The sequence below is a fragment of the Streptomyces aureus genome (genome assembly GCF_001418135.1).
In the GTDB taxonomy this organism is placed as follows: Bacteria; Actinomycetota; Actinomycetes; order Streptomycetales; family Streptomycetaceae; genus Streptomyces; species Streptomyces aureus_A.
On the sequence record NZ_LIPQ01000238.1, the window covers coordinates 1 to 15764 of the forward strand.

14 protein-coding genes are annotated in these 15764 nt (G+C 70.6%); all 14 read right to left on the minus strand.

Going from position 1 to position 15764, the window contains the following annotated elements; all coding sequences use genetic code 11:
• Window positions 1-175: 175 nt before the first annotated feature.
• Entirely contained in the window at window positions 176-1282 is a 1107-nt protein-coding gene (locus tag AOK00_RS20300; RefSeq protein WP_030314528.1) for a DivIVA domain-containing protein, read from the minus strand.
• 55 nt (window positions 1283-1337) lie between these two features.
• A complete protein-coding gene (locus AOK00_RS20305) occupies window positions 1338-1628 on the minus strand; it encodes a YggT family protein (protein WP_017238790.1) in 291 nt (96 codons plus the stop codon).
• An 81-nt stretch (window positions 1629-1709) separates the two neighbouring features.
• The gene (locus tag AOK00_RS20310) at window positions 1710-2333 is read right to left on the minus strand and encodes a cell division protein SepF (RefSeq protein WP_030314526.1); all 624 of its coding nucleotides are present in this window, start codon (window positions 2331-2333) and stop codon (window positions 1710-1712) included.
• Between the two features lie 139 nt (window positions 2334-2472).
• Entirely contained in the window at window positions 2473-3192 is a 720-nt protein-coding gene (locus AOK00_RS20315) for a YggS family pyridoxal phosphate-dependent enzyme (protein ID WP_055601720.1), read from the minus strand.
• An 8-nt stretch (window positions 3193-3200) separates the two neighbouring features.
• Window positions 3201-3929 carry a peptidoglycan editing factor PgeF gene (gene pgeF, locus AOK00_RS20320; RefSeq protein WP_055601721.1) on the minus strand — a complete coding sequence of 243 codons (729 nt, stop codon included), beginning with the start codon at window positions 3927-3929 and terminating at the stop codon, window positions 3201-3203.
• Window positions 3926-5140, minus strand: a complete 1215-nt coding sequence (ftsZ, locus tag AOK00_RS20325; protein WP_055601722.1) for a cell division protein FtsZ — start codon at window positions 5138-5140, stop codon at window positions 3926-3928. Before ftsZ ends, pgeF begins: the two co-directional genes overlap by 4 nt.
• Window positions 5141-5418: 278 nt before the next feature.
• Entirely contained in the window at window positions 5419-6234 is an 816-nt protein-coding gene (locus AOK00_RS20330) for a cell division protein FtsQ/DivIB (protein WP_055601723.1), read from the minus strand.
• A gap of 28 nt (window positions 6235-6262) precedes the next feature.
• Window positions 6263-7357, minus strand: coding sequence for an undecaprenyldiphospho-muramoylpentapeptide beta-N-acetylglucosaminyltransferase (gene murG, locus AOK00_RS20335; protein WP_030314515.1), 1095 nt, complete (start codon window positions 7355-7357; stop codon window positions 6263-6265).
• A gap of 6 nt (window positions 7358-7363) precedes the next feature.
• On the minus strand, window positions 7364-8704 hold the full coding sequence (gene ftsW / locus AOK00_RS20340; protein ID WP_055601724.1) for a putative lipid II flippase FtsW: 1341 nt from the start codon (window positions 8702-8704) through the stop codon (window positions 7364-7366).
• A 55-nt stretch (window positions 8705-8759) separates the two neighbouring features.
• The gene (gene murD / locus AOK00_RS20345; protein ID WP_055601725.1) at window positions 8760-10199 is read right to left on the minus strand and encodes a UDP-N-acetylmuramoyl-L-alanine--D-glutamate ligase; all 1440 of its coding nucleotides are present in this window, start codon (window positions 10197-10199) and stop codon (window positions 8760-8762) included.
• A complete protein-coding gene (mraY, locus tag AOK00_RS20350) occupies window positions 10181-11251 on the minus strand; it encodes a phospho-N-acetylmuramoyl-pentapeptide-transferase (protein ID WP_055601726.1) in 1071 nt (356 codons plus the stop codon). Before mraY ends, murD begins: the two co-directional genes overlap by 19 nt.
• Complete coding sequence (locus AOK00_RS20355; RefSeq protein WP_055601727.1) at window positions 11248-12672, minus strand: UDP-N-acetylmuramoyl-tripeptide--D-alanyl-D-alanine ligase; 1425 nt, start codon at window positions 12670-12672, stop codon at window positions 11248-11250. The genes mraY and AOK00_RS20355 overlap by 4 nt, the downstream gene beginning before the upstream one ends.
• A gap of 4 nt (window positions 12673-12676) precedes the next feature.
• Window positions 12677-14365 (minus strand): UDP-N-acetylmuramoyl-L-alanyl-D-glutamate--2,6-diaminopimelate ligase, encoded by a 1689-nt coding sequence (locus AOK00_RS20360; protein WP_079042095.1) that lies wholly within the window; start codon window positions 14363-14365, stop codon window positions 12677-12679.
• 16 nt (window positions 14366-14381) lie between these two features.
• The coding region (locus tag AOK00_RS20365) for a peptidoglycan D,D-transpeptidase FtsI family protein (protein ID WP_254047428.1) at window positions 14382-15637 on the minus strand (1256 nt) is incomplete at its 5' end.
• Window positions 15638-15764 lie beyond the last annotated feature (127 nt).

Sequence of the window (15764 nt, forward strand, 5' to 3'; positions counted from 1 at the left end):
CACCCCCGCGAGGCCCGGCCGGCGCGGCCGGTGGGCGCCGTTCTGCGGAGTCATCGGGCGCCCACCGGCCGCGCCGCGCCGGGCCCGGGTACGGCAAAGGGCCGGGCCCCGGTTTCCCGGGGCCCGGCCCTTCAGCCTGCCGACGGCTACGCGCTCATCGCGCGATCTCGCGCCGTCAGTTGTCGTCCTCGTCGATCAGGAAGCCACGCATCGGCGCCGGCGCCTGCTGCATCGGCTGCGGAGCCTGCGGACGGACCGGAGCCATCGGCTGGGTCATCGCCGGGGACATCTGCTGCTGGCCGCCGTAGGACGGGGCGCCGCCCATGGACGGTCCACCACCCATCCCGCCGTTGCCGCCGTAGGACGGCGCACCGGCGCCGGCCGAGGCCATCGACGGGGCCGGCGGCAGCGAGGCCGTGGCCGGGGTGCGCGGCGGGGCGAGCGAGTCGTCGGCCTGGGTCTCCAGCTGACGCAGCTGCGATTCCAGGTACGACTTCAGACGCGTACGGTACTCGCGCTCGAAGCCGCGCAGGTCCTCGACCTTGCGCTCCAGCGTGGCGCGGGCGGACTCCAGGGAGCCCATCGCGACGCGGTGCTTCTCCTGCGCGTCCCGCTCAAGAGCGTCCGCCTTGGCGCGGGCGTCCCGCTCCAGGCCCTCGGCGCGCGAGCGCGCCTCGCCGACGATCTTGTTGGCCTCGGAGCGGGCCTCGGCGATCGCCTGGTCGGCGGTCTGCTGGGCCAGCGAGAGGACACGCGCGGCGCTGTCGCCACCGGGACCCTGCTGGGGCTGCTGCATCTGCGGCGGCATCTGCTGCTGCATCTGCTGCTGCGGGTGACCCATGGGGCCGCCCTGCATCGGGCCGGGACCCATCGGGCCGCCCTGCATCGGACCACCCTGCATGGGGCCGCCCTGCATGGGGCCACCCTGCATCGGGCCGGCGGGAAGCTGCGGGGCACCGGACGGAAGCTGCGGCGGGCCCATCTGCGGCGGCTGCTGCTGGACCGGCGGTCCGGATATGGCGGCGGGCACGGGCGCGCCGGGACCGACGGGACGATCCTGCTGCTCCGGGGGCTTGCGCATCCCCTGCTGCTGCTGGTTCTGCGCGGCGGCACGGGTCGCGGCGGCCAGCTTGGCGCGCAGGTCCTCGTTCTCGCGGAGCAGGCGGGTCAGCTCGGCCTCGACCTCGTCGAGGAAGGCATCGACCTCGTCCTCGTCATAGCCTTCTCGGAGGCGGACGGTCGTGAACTGCTTGTTCCGCACGTCCTCGGGGGTCAGCGGCATCTCTTCTTCACCTCTACGTAGTCGTCGGCAGTCGGCAAGACCGTATCGTCCACATTCACCTCGCGAAGCTGCTCACGATGGAGATCAGGATGTAGACGATGATCATCAGAACGAAGAAGGACAGGTCGAGTGCCACGCCCCCGAGACGCAGCGGCGGGATGAGTCGCCGCAGAAGCTTGAGCGGTGGATCGGTGACAGTGTAGGTGGCCTCAAGGACGACCACCATCGCCTTACCGGGTTGCCATGAACGGGCGAACTGGAAGACGTAGTCCATGACAAGTCGGACGATGAGGAGGACGAGGAAGCACATCAGCACGATGTAGACCACCTGTAGTGCGACGCCCATCCCGCGTTTCCCTCTCCCCTGACCTACGTGCTCTCACTTGTTCCGGCCGCTTCGCGACCGGTCCGTCCGGTTCTCGTGTTCTCAGCTCTGGTTGAAGAATCCGCCCTCTGCGATCCGGGCCTTGTCCTCCGCCGTGACATCGACGTTAGCAGGCGACAACAGGAACACCTTCTGCGTCACGCGCTCAATGCTGCCATGGAGCCCGAAGACGAGTCCGGCGGCAAAGTCGACAAGTCGCTTCGCGTCCGTGTCGTCCATCTCCGTGAGGTTCATGATCACCGGGGTGCCCTCACGGAAGTGTTCCCCGATGGTACGGGCCTCGTTGTAGGTCCGGGGGTGCAGCGTGGTGATGCGGTAGGGCTCCCGCTCGGACACGACCTTGGGCATGATCACGGGTGCGTTCTTCTCCATGCTGGGACGTTCGGGTGTGATGGATGCCACGGGGGCAATTCGGGCCGGACGTCCGCTTTCGGCGAGTACCGGAACAGAATGGGACATCGGCTCGCGGGGGGCCGGAGGCTGCACCACTCGTACCGGCTCCTCACGCTCCACCTGTCGCGGGGGGGCGATGTGGCGCCGGTCGCGCTCGGGCTCCGGCTCCAGCTCGGGTTCGAAGTCGTCGTCGGGGTCGAAGCCCCGGCCGTCGTACCCATCGTCCTCCACGAGGCCGAGGTAGACCGCCATCTTGCGCATCGCGCCGGCCATTCTCTGAGTCCTCCGCTCTGTGGTGGATCGCCATACTGGCCAATGTCGCAGCGTCACCAAGTGCCCGCGATCCACGGGTCGTCCCGCCGTTCTGCGGAATGACCATATTTTCTGCTGTGGTCCGACTTGCTTCGCGACGTTACCCGAGCTTCGGGCGGACTCCGAGTACCGCCGTACCGACGCGTACGTGTGTCGCCCCGGCAGCGACGGCCTCTTCGAGGTCCGCACTCATCCCTGCTGACACCATGTTCGCAGCCGGACGGGTCGCGCGCAGGGCAGTCGACAAATCCATCAGCCGGTCGAAGGCGGCGCGTTGCCGTCCCGCGTACGGGCCGGAGAGCGGGGCGACGGTCATGAGTCCGTCGAGTCGCAGCCCCGGGGCGGCGTCCACCGCGGCCGCCAACTCCTCGATCCCGTCGGGTGCGATCCCGCCGCGGTCACCCCGCTCGCCCGACTCGGCGTCGAGCGCGACCTGGAGGAGACAGCCGAGCTCGCGGCCCTCCTTCTCCGCGGCCGCGGAAAGCGAGGAAACGAGCTTCAAGCGGTCGACAGACTGCACCACATCGGCATAACCCACCACGGATCTGACCTTGTTGGTCTGCAACTGACCCACGAAGTGCCAGGTCAGATCAAGGTCGGCGCAGGCGGCCGCCTTCGGGGCGGCGTCCTGGTCCCGGTTCTCGGCGACGTGCCGTACGCCGAGTCCGTGGAGGATTCTCACGTCGCTCGCGGGGTAGGTCTTGGTGACCACGACGAGCGTCACCTCTTCCCGCGGGCGCCCGGCGGCGGCACAGGCGGCTGCGATGCGCGCCTCCACCCGGGCCAGATTCTCGGCGAGTTCCGACGTGCGGTCCGTCATGTCTCTTCTCAGTCCAACCAGACATATCCCGCGAGTCGCCCCGTGGTGCGATCGCGGCGGTACGAGTAGTGGTCACCGGATTCCCGGGTGCAGACCACACTGGCCTGCCGATCCGTGACGCCGAGCCGTTCGAGCTGGGCGAGGACTCCGGCGGTGACGTCGACGGCCGGGGTGCCCCAGCTCGTCTCGGCCCAGGCGGCGGGCTCGGTCCCGGCGACCTCGGCCCGCATGGCCTCCGGCACCTCGTAGCAACGCCCGCAGACGGCGGGGCCGGTGCGGGCGACGATGCGGGCGGGGTCGGCGCCGAGATCGATCATGGCCGCGACCGCGGCGGGAACGACGCCCGCCACCATCCCGGGCCGCCCGGCGTGGGCGGCGGCCGCGACCCCGGCCACCGGATCGGCGAGGAGGACGGGGACGCAGTCCGCGGTGAGGACGGCGAGGGCGAGTCCGGGCCGGGAGGTGACGAGGGCGTCCACCGACGGGATCCCGTCGGTGCCCCACGGCCCCTCGACCTCGGCGACGTCCGCGCCGTGGACCTGGTTCATCCAGACCACCGACGCGGGGTCGAGCCCGAGGGCGCCGGCCGCGAGCGCCCGGTTGGTGCGTACCGCCTCGGAGGTGTCCCCCACCGCGCCGCCGAGGTTGAGCTCCTCGTACGGAACGGCGCTCACCCCGCCCCACCTGTCGGTGAAGGCGAAGTGCGCGCCGTTCGCGTCGAAGCGCTGTCCTATCACTTCAGGAAGTCCGGGACGTCCAGCTCTTCGGCCTGGCTGTCCGCGTACGGACGGGCCGGCGGGACGACCGGGGGGGCCGCCGACAGCGGGGTCTCGTTGACCGCCGGCGCGGGCTCGGCCGGAGCCTGGACCGGCTCCTCGCGCGGGGCGACCGTACCGAGGCCGCCCAGCGGGCGGGAGGTCTCGACGTGGCGGGGCGCCGGGGCCGGCTCCTCGCGCTTGGCGGAGACCGAGCCGATGATGTTGTCCCGGCGGGCCGGCGGCTGGCCGCCGTCGAAGCCGGCCGCGATGACGGTGACCCGGACCTCGTCGCCGAGGGCGTCGTCGATGACGGCACCGAAGATGATGTTGGCCTCGGGGTGGGCGGCCTCGCTGACCAGCTGCGCGGCCTCGTTGATCTCGAAGAGACCGAGGTCGCTGCCGCCGGAGATGGAGAGCAGCACGCCACGGGCGCCGTCGATGGAGGCCTCGAGGAGCGGCGAGGAGATCGCCATCTCCGCCGCCGCCACGGCGCGGTCGTCGCCGCGGGCGGAGCCGATGCCCATCAGGGCCGAACCGGCCTCGGACATGACCGACTTGACGTCGGCGAAGTCGAGGTTGATCAGACCGGGGGTGGTGATGAGGTCGGTGATGCCCTGCACACCGCTCAGCAGCACCTGGTCGGCCGACTTGAAGGCGTCGAGCACGGAGACCTGACGGTCCGAGATCGACAGGAGCCGGTCGTTGGGGATCACGATGAGGGTGTCGACCTCTTCGCGGAGCTCGGCGATGCCGTCCTCCGCCTGGTTGGCGCGACGGCGGCCCTCGAAGGTGAACGGCCGGGTGACCACACCGATCGTGAGGGCGCCGAGCGAGCGCGCGATGTTGGCGACGACGGGTGCGCCGCCGGTGCCGGTGCCGCCGCCCTCTCCGGCGGTGACGAAGACCATGTCGGCCCCCTTGAGGACCTCCTCGATCTCCTCACGGTGGTCCTCTGCCGCCTTGCGACCGACGGCCGGGTTCGCCCCGGCGCCGAGGCCACGGGTGAGTTCACGGCCGACGTCGAGCTTGACGTCGGCGTCGCTCATCAACAGCGCTTGCGCGTCGGTGTTGATGGCGATGAACTCGACGCCCTTGAGACCGACCTCGATCATTCGGTTGATGGCATTGACACCACCGCCGCCGACACCGATGACCTTGATGACTGCGAGGTAGTTCTGCGGTGCTGCCACGTCGAAGGCCTCTCGCCTCGAGTTACGTGTCGTCGCTGCGCGGTTGTTCGCGCGGCTCCGACGGATGCCGATTGGGACGGTCCGAAACGCCGACCCAAACCCTAACGTTGAAGTTTAGGGTTACCAGTGTCTCTGTTCGCTGGACTCTTCCGAACAGGACACTAAGTCGACAAGTGGCGCACGTTCAACGAACACGCCGAACCTCCCGTTTTTCTTTTCACCCTATGTGATCACCCGTAGCGCTGGCCAACCAGGGGGCTGGCCAGGGGTGATTCCCGTCAACTCCCGGACGATGCGGGCGCCGTGGGGGCACTTACATCGAAGTATCCCGCTTTGGGAGTGGCTTTCAGGAGCGCGGTGAGAACGCGGGCCTTGACGGGACCGTGTTCACCGCTGCCCCAGAAGACGGTGCGCCCCCTGGTCAGCTCCAGAGTGACGGAGTCGTACGAGGTGACGCGTACGACACGAGTGTTCCGGGCGATTTCCGCCGGGAGTTCACCCCGGACGCGCACCGCCTCCCGGAGCAGCCGGTCCGCGTCGAAGCGGCGCAGGCTGGGCGAGGAGGCGATGTCGAGGACGAGTCGGGGGACGCCCCGGGGAGCGGTGTCGACGGTGGCGAACCGCATTCCGGTTGCGTCCACTTCGATGAACTTTCCGCCCTTTTCCATCAGAAGAACAGGCTTCCGTTCCGTCACATTCAGCCCGATTCCGTGCGGCCAGGACCGCACGACGTCCACCGACTCGATCCGCGGGAATCCCTCCCGGAGCCGCGTCTCGATGACCTCGGTGTCGACGGTGACGAGCGGGGCGCCCATCGGGACGGCGGCGACGGCCTCGACCTCACGCGGGGTCAGGACCGAGGTGCCGGAAGTCTTCACACGTTCTACACGGAACCAGTTCGAGCCGTAGAGCGCCCAGATCCCGCCGGCCACGAGCAGGAGAACGGCGAGGGCGATGAGGAGCGCCCGGGTGCCGGGCACCCGGAACTTGTGATTCCGGGTGCCCGTGCGGGACGGACCGTCCGACGAGCCCTTCGACGACCTCTTCGACTCGCTCGCACCGCTCTTCTCCGCGGTCGTCGGTCCGGCTGCCACGTGGCGTCTCCTGCCCTCAGCCGCCGCGCTACGCCTGCCGGCGCGCGGCGATCGCCTCGTACACCATGCCGACGAGCAGATCGTCGGCGTCCCGGCGGCCGAACTCGGCGGCGGCGCGGGACATCTCGTACAACCGGTGCGGATCGGCCAGTACGGGCAGGACGTTGCCCTGCACCCACTGCGGCGACAGCTCCGCGTCGTCGACGAGGAGTCCACCGCCGGCCTTGACCACCGGCTGGGCGTTGAGCCGCTGTTCGCCGTTGCCGATCGGCAGCGGTACGTACGCGGCGGGCAGCCCGACGGCGGAGAGCTCGGCGACGGTCATGGCGCCCGCACGGCAGAGCATCATGTCGGCCGCCGCGTACGCGAGATCCATCCGGTCCACGTACGGTACCGGCACGTAGGGCGGCATTCCGGGCATGTTGTCGACGCGCGGCATTTCGTTCTTCGGGCCGACCGCGTGCAGGATCTGGATGCCGGAGCGCTGGAGCACCGGGGCGATCTGCTGGATCACCTCGTTGAGCCGCCGGGCGCCCTGGGAGCCGCCGGAGACGAGGAGCGTCGGCAGGTTCGGGTCGAGCCCGAACGCGGCGCGCGCCTCGGGGCGCACACGCGCCCGGTCCAGGGTCGCGATGGTGTGCCGCAGCGGAATGCCGATGTAGCGGGCGTTGCGGAGCTTGCTGTCCGGGGTCGCGACGGCGACCCCGGCCGCGTACCTCGAACCGATCTTGTTGGCCAGACCGGGCCTGGCGTTGGCCTCGTGGACCACGATCGGCACCCCGAGGCGCTTGGCCGCCAGATAGCCGGGCAGCGCCACGTAGCCGCCGAAGCCCACCACGCAGTCCGCCTTGGTGCGCTCCAGGATCTGCTCGGCCGCCTTGATGGTGCCGCGCAGCCGCCCGGGAACGGTGATCAGCTCGGGGGTGGGCTTGCGGGGCAGCGGTACGGCGGGGATGAGGGCCAACTCGTAGCCCCGCTCGGGCACGAGCCGGGTCTCCAGACCCTTCTCCGTGCCGAGCGCCGTGATCCCCACGCTGGGGTCCTGCCTGCGCAGGGCGTCCGCGAGGGCCAGCGCGGGCTCGATGTGGCCGGCGGTCCCCCCGCCGGCGAGTACGACATGCACCGAAATTCACCGCTCTCCGGACGGGCGCTTCTTGACGCGCCGTCGCATCGACTTCCATCTCACCCCGGCCCGCTTGCCCCAGCCGGGGCGGCGCATGGCCAGGGCCGCTTTCGCGGCGGGTTCCTGTCGCGCGAAGGCGATGAGGAGCCCGACGGCGAACATGGTCGGCAGCAGGGCCGACCCACCGTAGGAGAACAACGGGAGCGGGACACCGGCGATCGGCAGCAGACCGAGCACCGCACCGATGTTGATCACGGCCTGAGCCGTGATCCAGGTGGTCACACCTCCCGCGGCGAACCTCACGAAGGGGTCCTCCGTGCCTCCGGCCACGCGGATACCCGCATAGCCTAGAGCCGCGAACAGGGCGAGTACCGACAGCGTCCCCGCGAGACCCAGTTCCTCACCGGTGACCGCGAAGATGAAGTCGGTGTGCGCCTCAGGCAGTTGGCCCCATTTCTCGATGCTCGCACCGAGTCCGGAACCGAACCATCCGCCCGACGCCAGAGCATAGATTCCGTGCGCGGCCTGCAGACAGGGGGCTCCCTCGCCACCGGGGTCGGAGGCTCCGATGCACTGGAACCGGTCCATCCGGTGCGGGCTCGTCTTGATGAGCAGCGCCCCGAGGGCGCCGGCCACGGCGAGCACCCCGACGAAGAGCCGGGTGGGCGCTCCGGCGGTCCACAGCAGGCCGAAGAGGATCGCGGTGAGGATGATCGTGGTGCCCATGTCGCCGCCGAGCATGATCAGTCCGAGCAGCATGAAGGTACCGGGGACCAGCGGCACCAGCATGTGCTTCCACTGCGTGAGCAGCCGCATGTCGTTCTTGCGGGCGAGCAGGTCCGCGCCCCAGAGGATCAGCGCCAGTTTGCCGAACTCGCTGGGCTGCAGCATGAACGGGCCGCCCAGCGAGATCCAGTTCTGGTTGCCGCCGACGGAGTGCCCTATCCCCGGGATCTGCACGAGCACCATCAGGAAGACCGCGCCGACCAGGATGGGGTAGGCGAGGGCCCGGTGGAGCTTCACGGGCATGCGTGAGGCGATCAGGAGCAGTCCGGTGCCCAGGAGCGCGGCGAAGAACTGCTTCCGGAAGAAGTAGGAGGGCACCAGCTCGTAGCGGAGTGCCGTGATCATCGAGGCGGAGTAGACCATCACGAGGCCGAGCGCGGTGATGAGCATGCCCGCGCCGATGATCACGTAATACGCCGTGAGCGGCCGGTCCCAGGCCTTCCGCGCCCGTTCGTGGAGCCCTCGCAGGCCCCCGCCGCGGGGTCGCCGCGGGGTCGCGGGGGTCCGCCCTCCGCCGCGTACGGCGGAGGGCCCGCGTGTCCCTGCGATCTTGCTCGGCATGGTCGCTGCCCCCTCCGGTCGTGCCCGGTCCCGCCGGACCCTCCCACGGGTCGGGTCAGGCGTCCCCGGTAGCGGCGAGGGCGCGGACCGCGTCCGCGAAGGCCTCGCCGCGCTTGTTGTAGTTGGTGAACATGTCCATCGAGGCACAGGCCGGGGCGAGGAGCACCGTGTCCCCCGCGTGGGCGAGCCGGGTCGCCTCTCGGACCGCCTCGGACATCGCCCCAGTGTCGGTCCGGTCGAGGTCCACCACCGGTACTTCCGGGGCGTGTCGCGCCAGGGCTTCGCGGATCAGGGCCCGGTCGGCGCCGATCAGGACGGCCCCGCGCAAGCGCTTCGCCGACTTCTGGACGAGCTCGTCGAAGGTCGCTCCCTTGGCGAGGCCGCCGGCGATCCAGACGATCGGATCGTAGGCGGCCAACGAGGCTTCGGCGGCGTGGGTGTTGGTGGCCTTGGAGTCGTCGACGTACGCGACCCCCTGGACCTCCTCGACCAGTTCGATGCGGTGCGGGTCGGGCCGGAAGGCCTTCAGGCCGTCGCGTACGGCCTTGGCGTCGACGCCGAAGGCGCGGGCCAGGGCGGCCGCGGCCAGGGCGTTGGCGATGTTGTGCGGGGCCGGCGGCTGGACGTCGGAGACCTCGGCGAGCTCCTGGGCGTTCTTCTGCCGGTTCTCGACGAAGGCCCGGTCGACGAGGATGCCCTCGACGACGCCGAGTTCGGACGGACCGGGTGTGCCGAGGGTGAAACCGATCGCCCGGCAGCCCTCCTCGACGTCGGCCTCGCGGACCAGGTCCTCGGTGGCCTTGTCGGCGACGTTGTAGACGCAGGCGACCTGGTTGCCCTCGTAGATGCGGCCCTTGTCGGCGGCGTACGCCTCCATGGAGCCGTGCCAGTCGAGGTGGTCGGGCGCCAGGTTGAGCACGGCGCCCGAGTGGACGCGGACGGACGGCGCCCAGTGGAGCTGGTAGCTGGAGAGTTCGACGGCCAGCACGTCGTACCGCTCCTCGCCGAGGACGGCGTCGAGGAGCGAGACCCCGATGTTGCCGACGGCGGCGGTCCGCAGTCCGGCCGCCTCCAGGATCGAGGCGAGCATCCGCACGGTCGTGGTCTTGCCGTTGGTGCCGGTGACCGCGAGCCAGGGGGCCGCTCCGGGCGCCCTGAGCCGCCAGGCCAGTTCGACGTCGCCCCAGATCTCCACGCCCGCCTCCGCGGCGGCGGTGAAGAGGGGCTTGTCGGGTCGCCAGCCGGGGGTGGTGACGATCAGCTCGGTGCCGGACGGCAGGGTGGCCCCGTCGCCGAGGCGGACGGTGATGCCCTCCGCCTCGAGTTCCGCGGCCTGGGCCCGGGAGCGCTCGTCGTCGCCGTCGTTGACGACGGTGACGAGCGCGCCGAGACCGTGCAGGACGCGGGCGGCCGGGATGCCGGACACCCCGAGTCCCGCGACGGTGACCTTCTTGCCGTTCCAGTCGAGCTGTTCTGTCACTTTTCCGATGCCCATCCCGCGTAGAAGAGGCCCAGGCCCACGATCACGCACATGCCCTGGATGATCCAGAACCGGACGACGACCAGGACTTCGGACCACCCCTTGAGTTCGAAGTGGTGCTGGAGCGGCGCCATCCGGAAGACGCGCTTGCCGGTCATCTTGAACGAGCCGACCTGGATGACCACGGACATCGTGATCAGTACGAACAGGCCGCCGAGCAGGGCCAGCAGGAGCTCCGTACGGGAGCAGATGGCGAGACCGGCGAGGGCGCCGCCGAGGGCGAGCGAGCCGGTGTCACCCATGAAGATCTTGGCGGGAGAGGTGTTCCACCAGAGGAAGCCGAAGCAGGAGCCCATCAGGGCGGAGGCGACGACCGCGAGGTCGAGCGGGTCGCGCACCTCGAAGCAGGCGTTGGGGTTGGTCAGGGTCATGGCGTTCGCACAGGACTCCTGGAACTGCCAGAGTCCGATGAAGGTGTACGCGCCGAAGACCATCACCGAGGCGCCGGTGGCGAGGCCGTCCAGACCGTCCGTCAGGTTCACGCCGTTGGACATGGCCAGGATCATGAAGAGCGCCCAGACCACGAACAGCACCGGTCCGATGGACCAGCCGAAGTCCGTGATGAAGGAGAGCTTCTCGGAGGCGGGGGTGAGCCCCCGCAGATCCGCGAACTGCAGCGAGAGCACGGCGAAGGCGATGCCGACGATCAGCTGGCCGGCCATCTTCGCCTTGGCCCGCAGGCCCAGCGAACGCTGCTTGACGATCTTGATGTAGTCGTCGAGGAAGCCGACGAGGCCCATGCCGGCCATCAGGAACAGCACCAGGACGCCCGAGTACGTCGGGTCCTCACCGGTGATGACCTTGGCCAGGGCGTACGCGATGAGCGTGGCCAGGATGAAGGAGATGCCGCCCATGGTGGGCGTGCCCTTCTTCCCGGCGTGGCCGCGCGGGCCGTCGTCGCGGATGAACTGCCCGTACCCCTTGCGGGCGAGGAGCTTGATCAGCAGCGGGGTGCCGATCAGGGTCAGGAAGAGCCCGATGGCCCCCGCGAAGAGGATCTGCCTCATCGGACGGCGACCTCGCCCTCGGTGTCGAGGAGCGCCAGGGCGACCTGTTCGAGGCCGACCGACCTGGAAGCCTTCACAAGGACGACGTCCCCCGGGCGCAGCTCACTGCGCAACAGGTCGACAGCCGCCTGCGCGTCGGACACGTGCACCGACTCCTCACCCCACGAACCCTCGTTATATGCGCCCAGTTGCAGCCAGGACGCTTCCCTGTCCCCTACCGCCACGAGCTTGCTGACGTTGAGCCGGACGGCGAGCCGTCCGACCGCGTCGTGCTCGACGAGCGATGCGTCACCGAGCTCGGCCATCTTGCCGAGCACCGCCCACGTACGACCCCCTCGGGCCTGTGCGGCCCTGCCCATGGCCGCGAGCGCGCGCAGGGCGGCTCGCATGGACTCGGGGTTCGCGTTGTAGGCGTCGTTGACGATCGTCACGCCGTCCGGACGCTCGGTGACCTCCATGCGCCAGCGCGACAGGGTGCCGGCCTCGGAGAGCGCGGTGGCGATCTCTTCGACAGGCATGCCCAGCTCGTGCGCGACGGCGGCCGCTGCGAGCGCGTTCGACACGTGGTGCTCACCGTACAGGCGCAAGGTCACGTCACTGCACCCGGTGGGTGTGTGAAGCCTGAAAGAAGGCTGTCCGGACTCTGTGAGGCGGACGTTCTCGGCCCGTACGGCCGCTTCGTCCGCTTCGCCGAAGAAGGTCACGCGGGCCTTGGTGCGGCTCGCCATCGCGCGGACCAGCGGATCGTCGGCGTTGAGGACCGCGACACCGCCGTCCTCGGCCGACGGAAGCGCTTCGACGAGCTCGCCCTTGGCCTCGGCGATCTGCTCCCGGCCGCCGAACTCGCCGATGTGGGCGGTGCCCACGTTGAGGACGAGGCCGATACGGGGCGGGGTGAGGCCGGTGAGGTAGCGGATGTGCCCGATGCCGCGGGCGCCCATCTCCAGGACCAGGTGCCGGGTCTCGTCGCTCGCGCGGAGCGCCGTGAGCGGCAGGCCGATCTCGTTGTTGAGCGAACCGGGCGTCCAGACGGTGGGCGCGTGCCGGTCGAGGACCTGGGCGATCAGGTCCTTGGTGGACGTCTTGCCGGCCGAGCCGGTGAGGGCGACGACATCGGTGCCGAGCCGTTCGACGACGGCTCGGGCGAGGGCCCCGAGCGCCGTCTGGACGTCGTCGACGACGATGGCGGGGACGCCGACGGGGCGGAGTGCGAGGACGGCCGTCGCACCCGCCGCGACGGCGCGTTCCGCGTAGTCGTGGCCGTCGACGTGCTCACCGGCGAAGGCGGCGAACAGGCTGCCGGCCCGCACCTCGCGGGAGTCGATGACGACGGGCCCGGTGATCCGGGCGGCCGGATCCGGTATGTCGTGCGCCTGCCCGCCGACGATTTCGGCGATCTCGGCGAGGGAGAGGGCGATCACTGCTTCATCCCTGACTGTTCTGGTGGCTGGCTGTTCCGCTCGGCGCGGAACCCCGGGTGTGCGAGCGGTCGGCGATGGCCTCGCGCAGGACCTGGCGGTCGTCGAAGGGGCGTACGACCCCGGCGATCTCCTGGCCCTGCTCGTGGCCCTTGCCCGCGACGAGGACGGTGTCGCCCGGCTGTGCGCGGGCGACGGCGGCCGCGACGGCCGCGGCGCGGTCGGCGAGGACGAGCACCTCGCCGCGTTCCTCCGCGGGCACCTCGGCGGCGCCCGCGAGCATGGCGGCGAGGATCTTGAGCGGGTCCTCGGAGCGGGGGTTGTCGGAGGTCAGGACGGCGGTGTCGGCGAGCCGGGCCGCGGCGGCGCCCATCGGGCCGCGCTTGGTGGTGTCCCGGTCCCCGCCGCAGCCGATGACCACGTGCAGCTTGCCCTCGGTGACCTCGCGCAGGGAGCGCAGGACGGATTCGACGGCGTCCGTCTTGTGCGCGTAGTCGACGACGGCGAGGTACGGCTGGCCCGCGTCGACCCGCTCCAGGCGGCCCGGTACGCCGGGGACGGCGGCGACGCCCTCGGCGGCGCTCTTCGGGTCGATGCCCGCGGCGGCGAGGGTGACGATCGCGGCGAGGGTGTTGGCGACGTTGAACGGGCCGGGCAGCGGGGCCGTGGCGGAGATCCGCTCCCCGGCGGGGCCGACGGCGGTGAACGTCGAGTCGTGGGAGCCGAGGACGAGGTCCTCGGCGCGCCAGTCGGCGTCGGCGCGGCCCTCGGCGGAGAAGGTGACGACCGGGACGGTCGCCTCGCCGGCCAGCCTGCGGCCGTAGGCGTCGTCGAGGTTGACCACACCGAGGCGGCTGCGCTCGGGCGTGAAGAGCCCGGCCTTCGCCCGGTAGTAGTCGTCCATGTCGGAGTGGAACTCCATGTGCTCGGGGCTGAGGTTGTTGAAGACGGCGACGTCGAAGACGCAGCCGTCGACCCGGCCGAGCACCAGGGCGTGGCTGGAGACCTCCATGGCGACGGCGTCGACGCCCCGTTCGCGCATGACCGCGAAGAGCGCCTGGAGGTCGGTGGCCTCCGGGGTGGTGCGCTCCGACTTGATGCGCTCGTCGCCGATCCGCATCTCGACGGTGCCGACGAGCCCGGTGTGGTGTCCGGAGCCGCGCAGGCCGCCCTCGACGAGGTAGGCGGTGGTGGTCTTGCCGGAGGTGCCGGTGATGCCGATCTGGAGGAGGTCGGCGCCGGGCCGCCCGTAGATCTCGGCGGCGAGTTCGCCCATCCGGCCGCGCGGGTCCTCGACGACCAGGACCGGCAGGCCGGTGGCGGCGGCGCGTTCGGAGCCCGTCGGGTCGGTGAGGATCGCGGCGGCGCCGAGTCCGGCGGCCTGGGCGACGAAGTCGGCGCCGTGGGCGCGTGCGCCGGGCAGGGCCGCGTACACGTCGCCGGGTCGCACGGCCCGTGAGTCGTGGGTGATGCCCGAGATCTCGGCGGTTCCGGGGGCGTCGACCCCCAGCTGCGCGGCCAGGTCGCCCAGGGGTGTCGGGCGGGCCTGCTCCGGCCGGGGCGGGGCGGTTCGGTACTGATCAGCGTGTGGCACGGCGGTGAGCGTACCGGGCGCACCCTGTGGGGGGCCAAAAGAGCCCGGGGCCTCGCCGGAGTTCGATTTCCGGTTCCCGGAATGGGGGGTGATCGTTGTCACTGGTGCTCCCGGAGTGTCACGGGGTGGGATCGAAGATGACCGGCAGTCGGGCGGGCTCGCTGCCCGTGGGGGCGACGTGGAGGGTCTTGAGGGCGAACTCCATGACCTTCTTGTAGATGGGGCCGCAGATCTGGCCGCCGAAGTAGCTGCCCTTGGTGGGGTTCTGGATGGCGCAGTAGACGGTGATCTGCGGGTCGTCGGCGGGGGCGAACCCGGCGAAGGAGGCGGTGTAGCCCTTGTAGCGGCCGAGCTCGGGGTCGACGCGGTTGGCGGTGCCCGTCTTGCCGGCGACGCGGTAGCCGGGGATGGCGGCCTTGTTGCCGGTGCCCTCCCGGTCGTCGACGACGGACTCCAGCATCTGGGCGAGGGTCTTGGCGGTCTTCTCGCTGACCACCCGGGACTCCTCGGGCTTGGGGGCCGGGGTGAAGCGCCCGTCGGGTCCCTTGGTGCCGCGGACCAGGGTCGGCTCGACGCGTACGCCTCCGTTGGCGATGGTCGAGTACACGGAGGCGGCCTGCATCGCGCTGACGGAGAGGCCCTGGCCGAAGGGGATCGTGTACTGCTGCGAGGTGGACCAGTCCTGCGGCTTGGCGAGGATGCCGGCGGTCTCGCCGGGGTAGTTCAGGCCGGTGGGGCTGCCCATGCCGAACTTGCGCAGGTAGGAGTGGAGGACCTTGTTCGACTCGGCCTGGGTGGCGCCCAGCTGGCCGGTGGCGAGGATGGTGCCGATGTTGCTGGACTTGGCGAGGACGCCGTTGAGCGTCAGGTACCAGGTCGGGTGGTCGATGTCGTCCTTGAACAGCCGGTCGCCGCGGTGGAGCCGGTTGGGGACGGTGACGTGGGTGTCGGGGGTCGCCTTGCCCTCCTCCAGGACGGCGGCCATGGACATGACCTTGCTGGTGGAGCCGGGCTCGTAGGCGTCCTGGAGGGCCGCGTTGCCCATGGAGGCGGCGTTGGCGGCGGAGAGGTCGTTGGGGTCGAAGCCGGGGGCGTTGGCCATGGCGAGGACCTCGCCGGTCCTCGTGTTCTGCACGACGACATAGCCCCGGTCGGCCTTGGACTTCGTCACCTGTTCGGTGATGGCCTGCTGGGCGGCCCACTGGATGTCCCGGTCGATGGTCAGCTCGATGTCGGAGCCGGGGACGGCGGGAGCGCCCTGCGAGCCCGCGGTGGGCACCTGGCGGCCGCCGGACTGGGTGAAGCGGATCTTGCCGTCCTTGCCGGCGAGCTCCGGGTCGAGCATCGACTCCACGCCGCCGGCGCCCTTGCCCTNNCCGGCGGCGAGCTCGCCGTTCGGGTACACGCGCTTGGTGCTGGGCTCGCTGAGGATGCCGCCGAGAAGGTTGACGCCGGTGCCCGCGGAGCTCTGGGCCTTCTGTCCGTAGACGCGCCGCAGGTC

Excerpts from the sequence above, each read along its gene's own strand:
- mraY (WP_055601726.1), bottom strand. The coding sequence starts at position 11,251 with ATGAGGCAGATCCTCTTCGCGGGGGCCATCGGGCTCTTCCTGACCCTG.
- AOK00_RS20305 (WP_017238790.1), bottom strand. The coding sequence starts at position 1,628 with ATGGGCGTCGCACTACAGGTGGTCTACATCGTGCTGATGTGCTTCCTC.
- ftsW (WP_055601724.1), bottom strand. The coding sequence starts at position 8,704 with ATGCCGAGCAAGATCGCAGGGACACGCGGGCCCTCCGCCGTACGCGGC.
- AOK00_RS20300 (WP_030314528.1), bottom strand. The coding sequence starts at position 1,282 with ATGCCGCTGACCCCCGAGGACGTGCGGAACAAGCAGTTCACGACCGTC.
- murD (WP_055601725.1), bottom strand. The coding sequence starts at position 10,199 with ATGGGCATCGGAAAAGTGACAGAACAGCTCGACTGGAACGGCAAGAAG.
- AOK00_RS20310 (WP_030314526.1), bottom strand. The coding sequence starts at position 2,333 with ATGGCCGGCGCGATGCGCAAGATGGCGGTCTACCTCGGCCTCGTGGAG.
- AOK00_RS20315 (WP_055601720.1), bottom strand. The coding sequence starts at position 3,192 with ATGACGGACCGCACGTCGGAACTCGCCGAGAATCTGGCCCGGGTGGAG.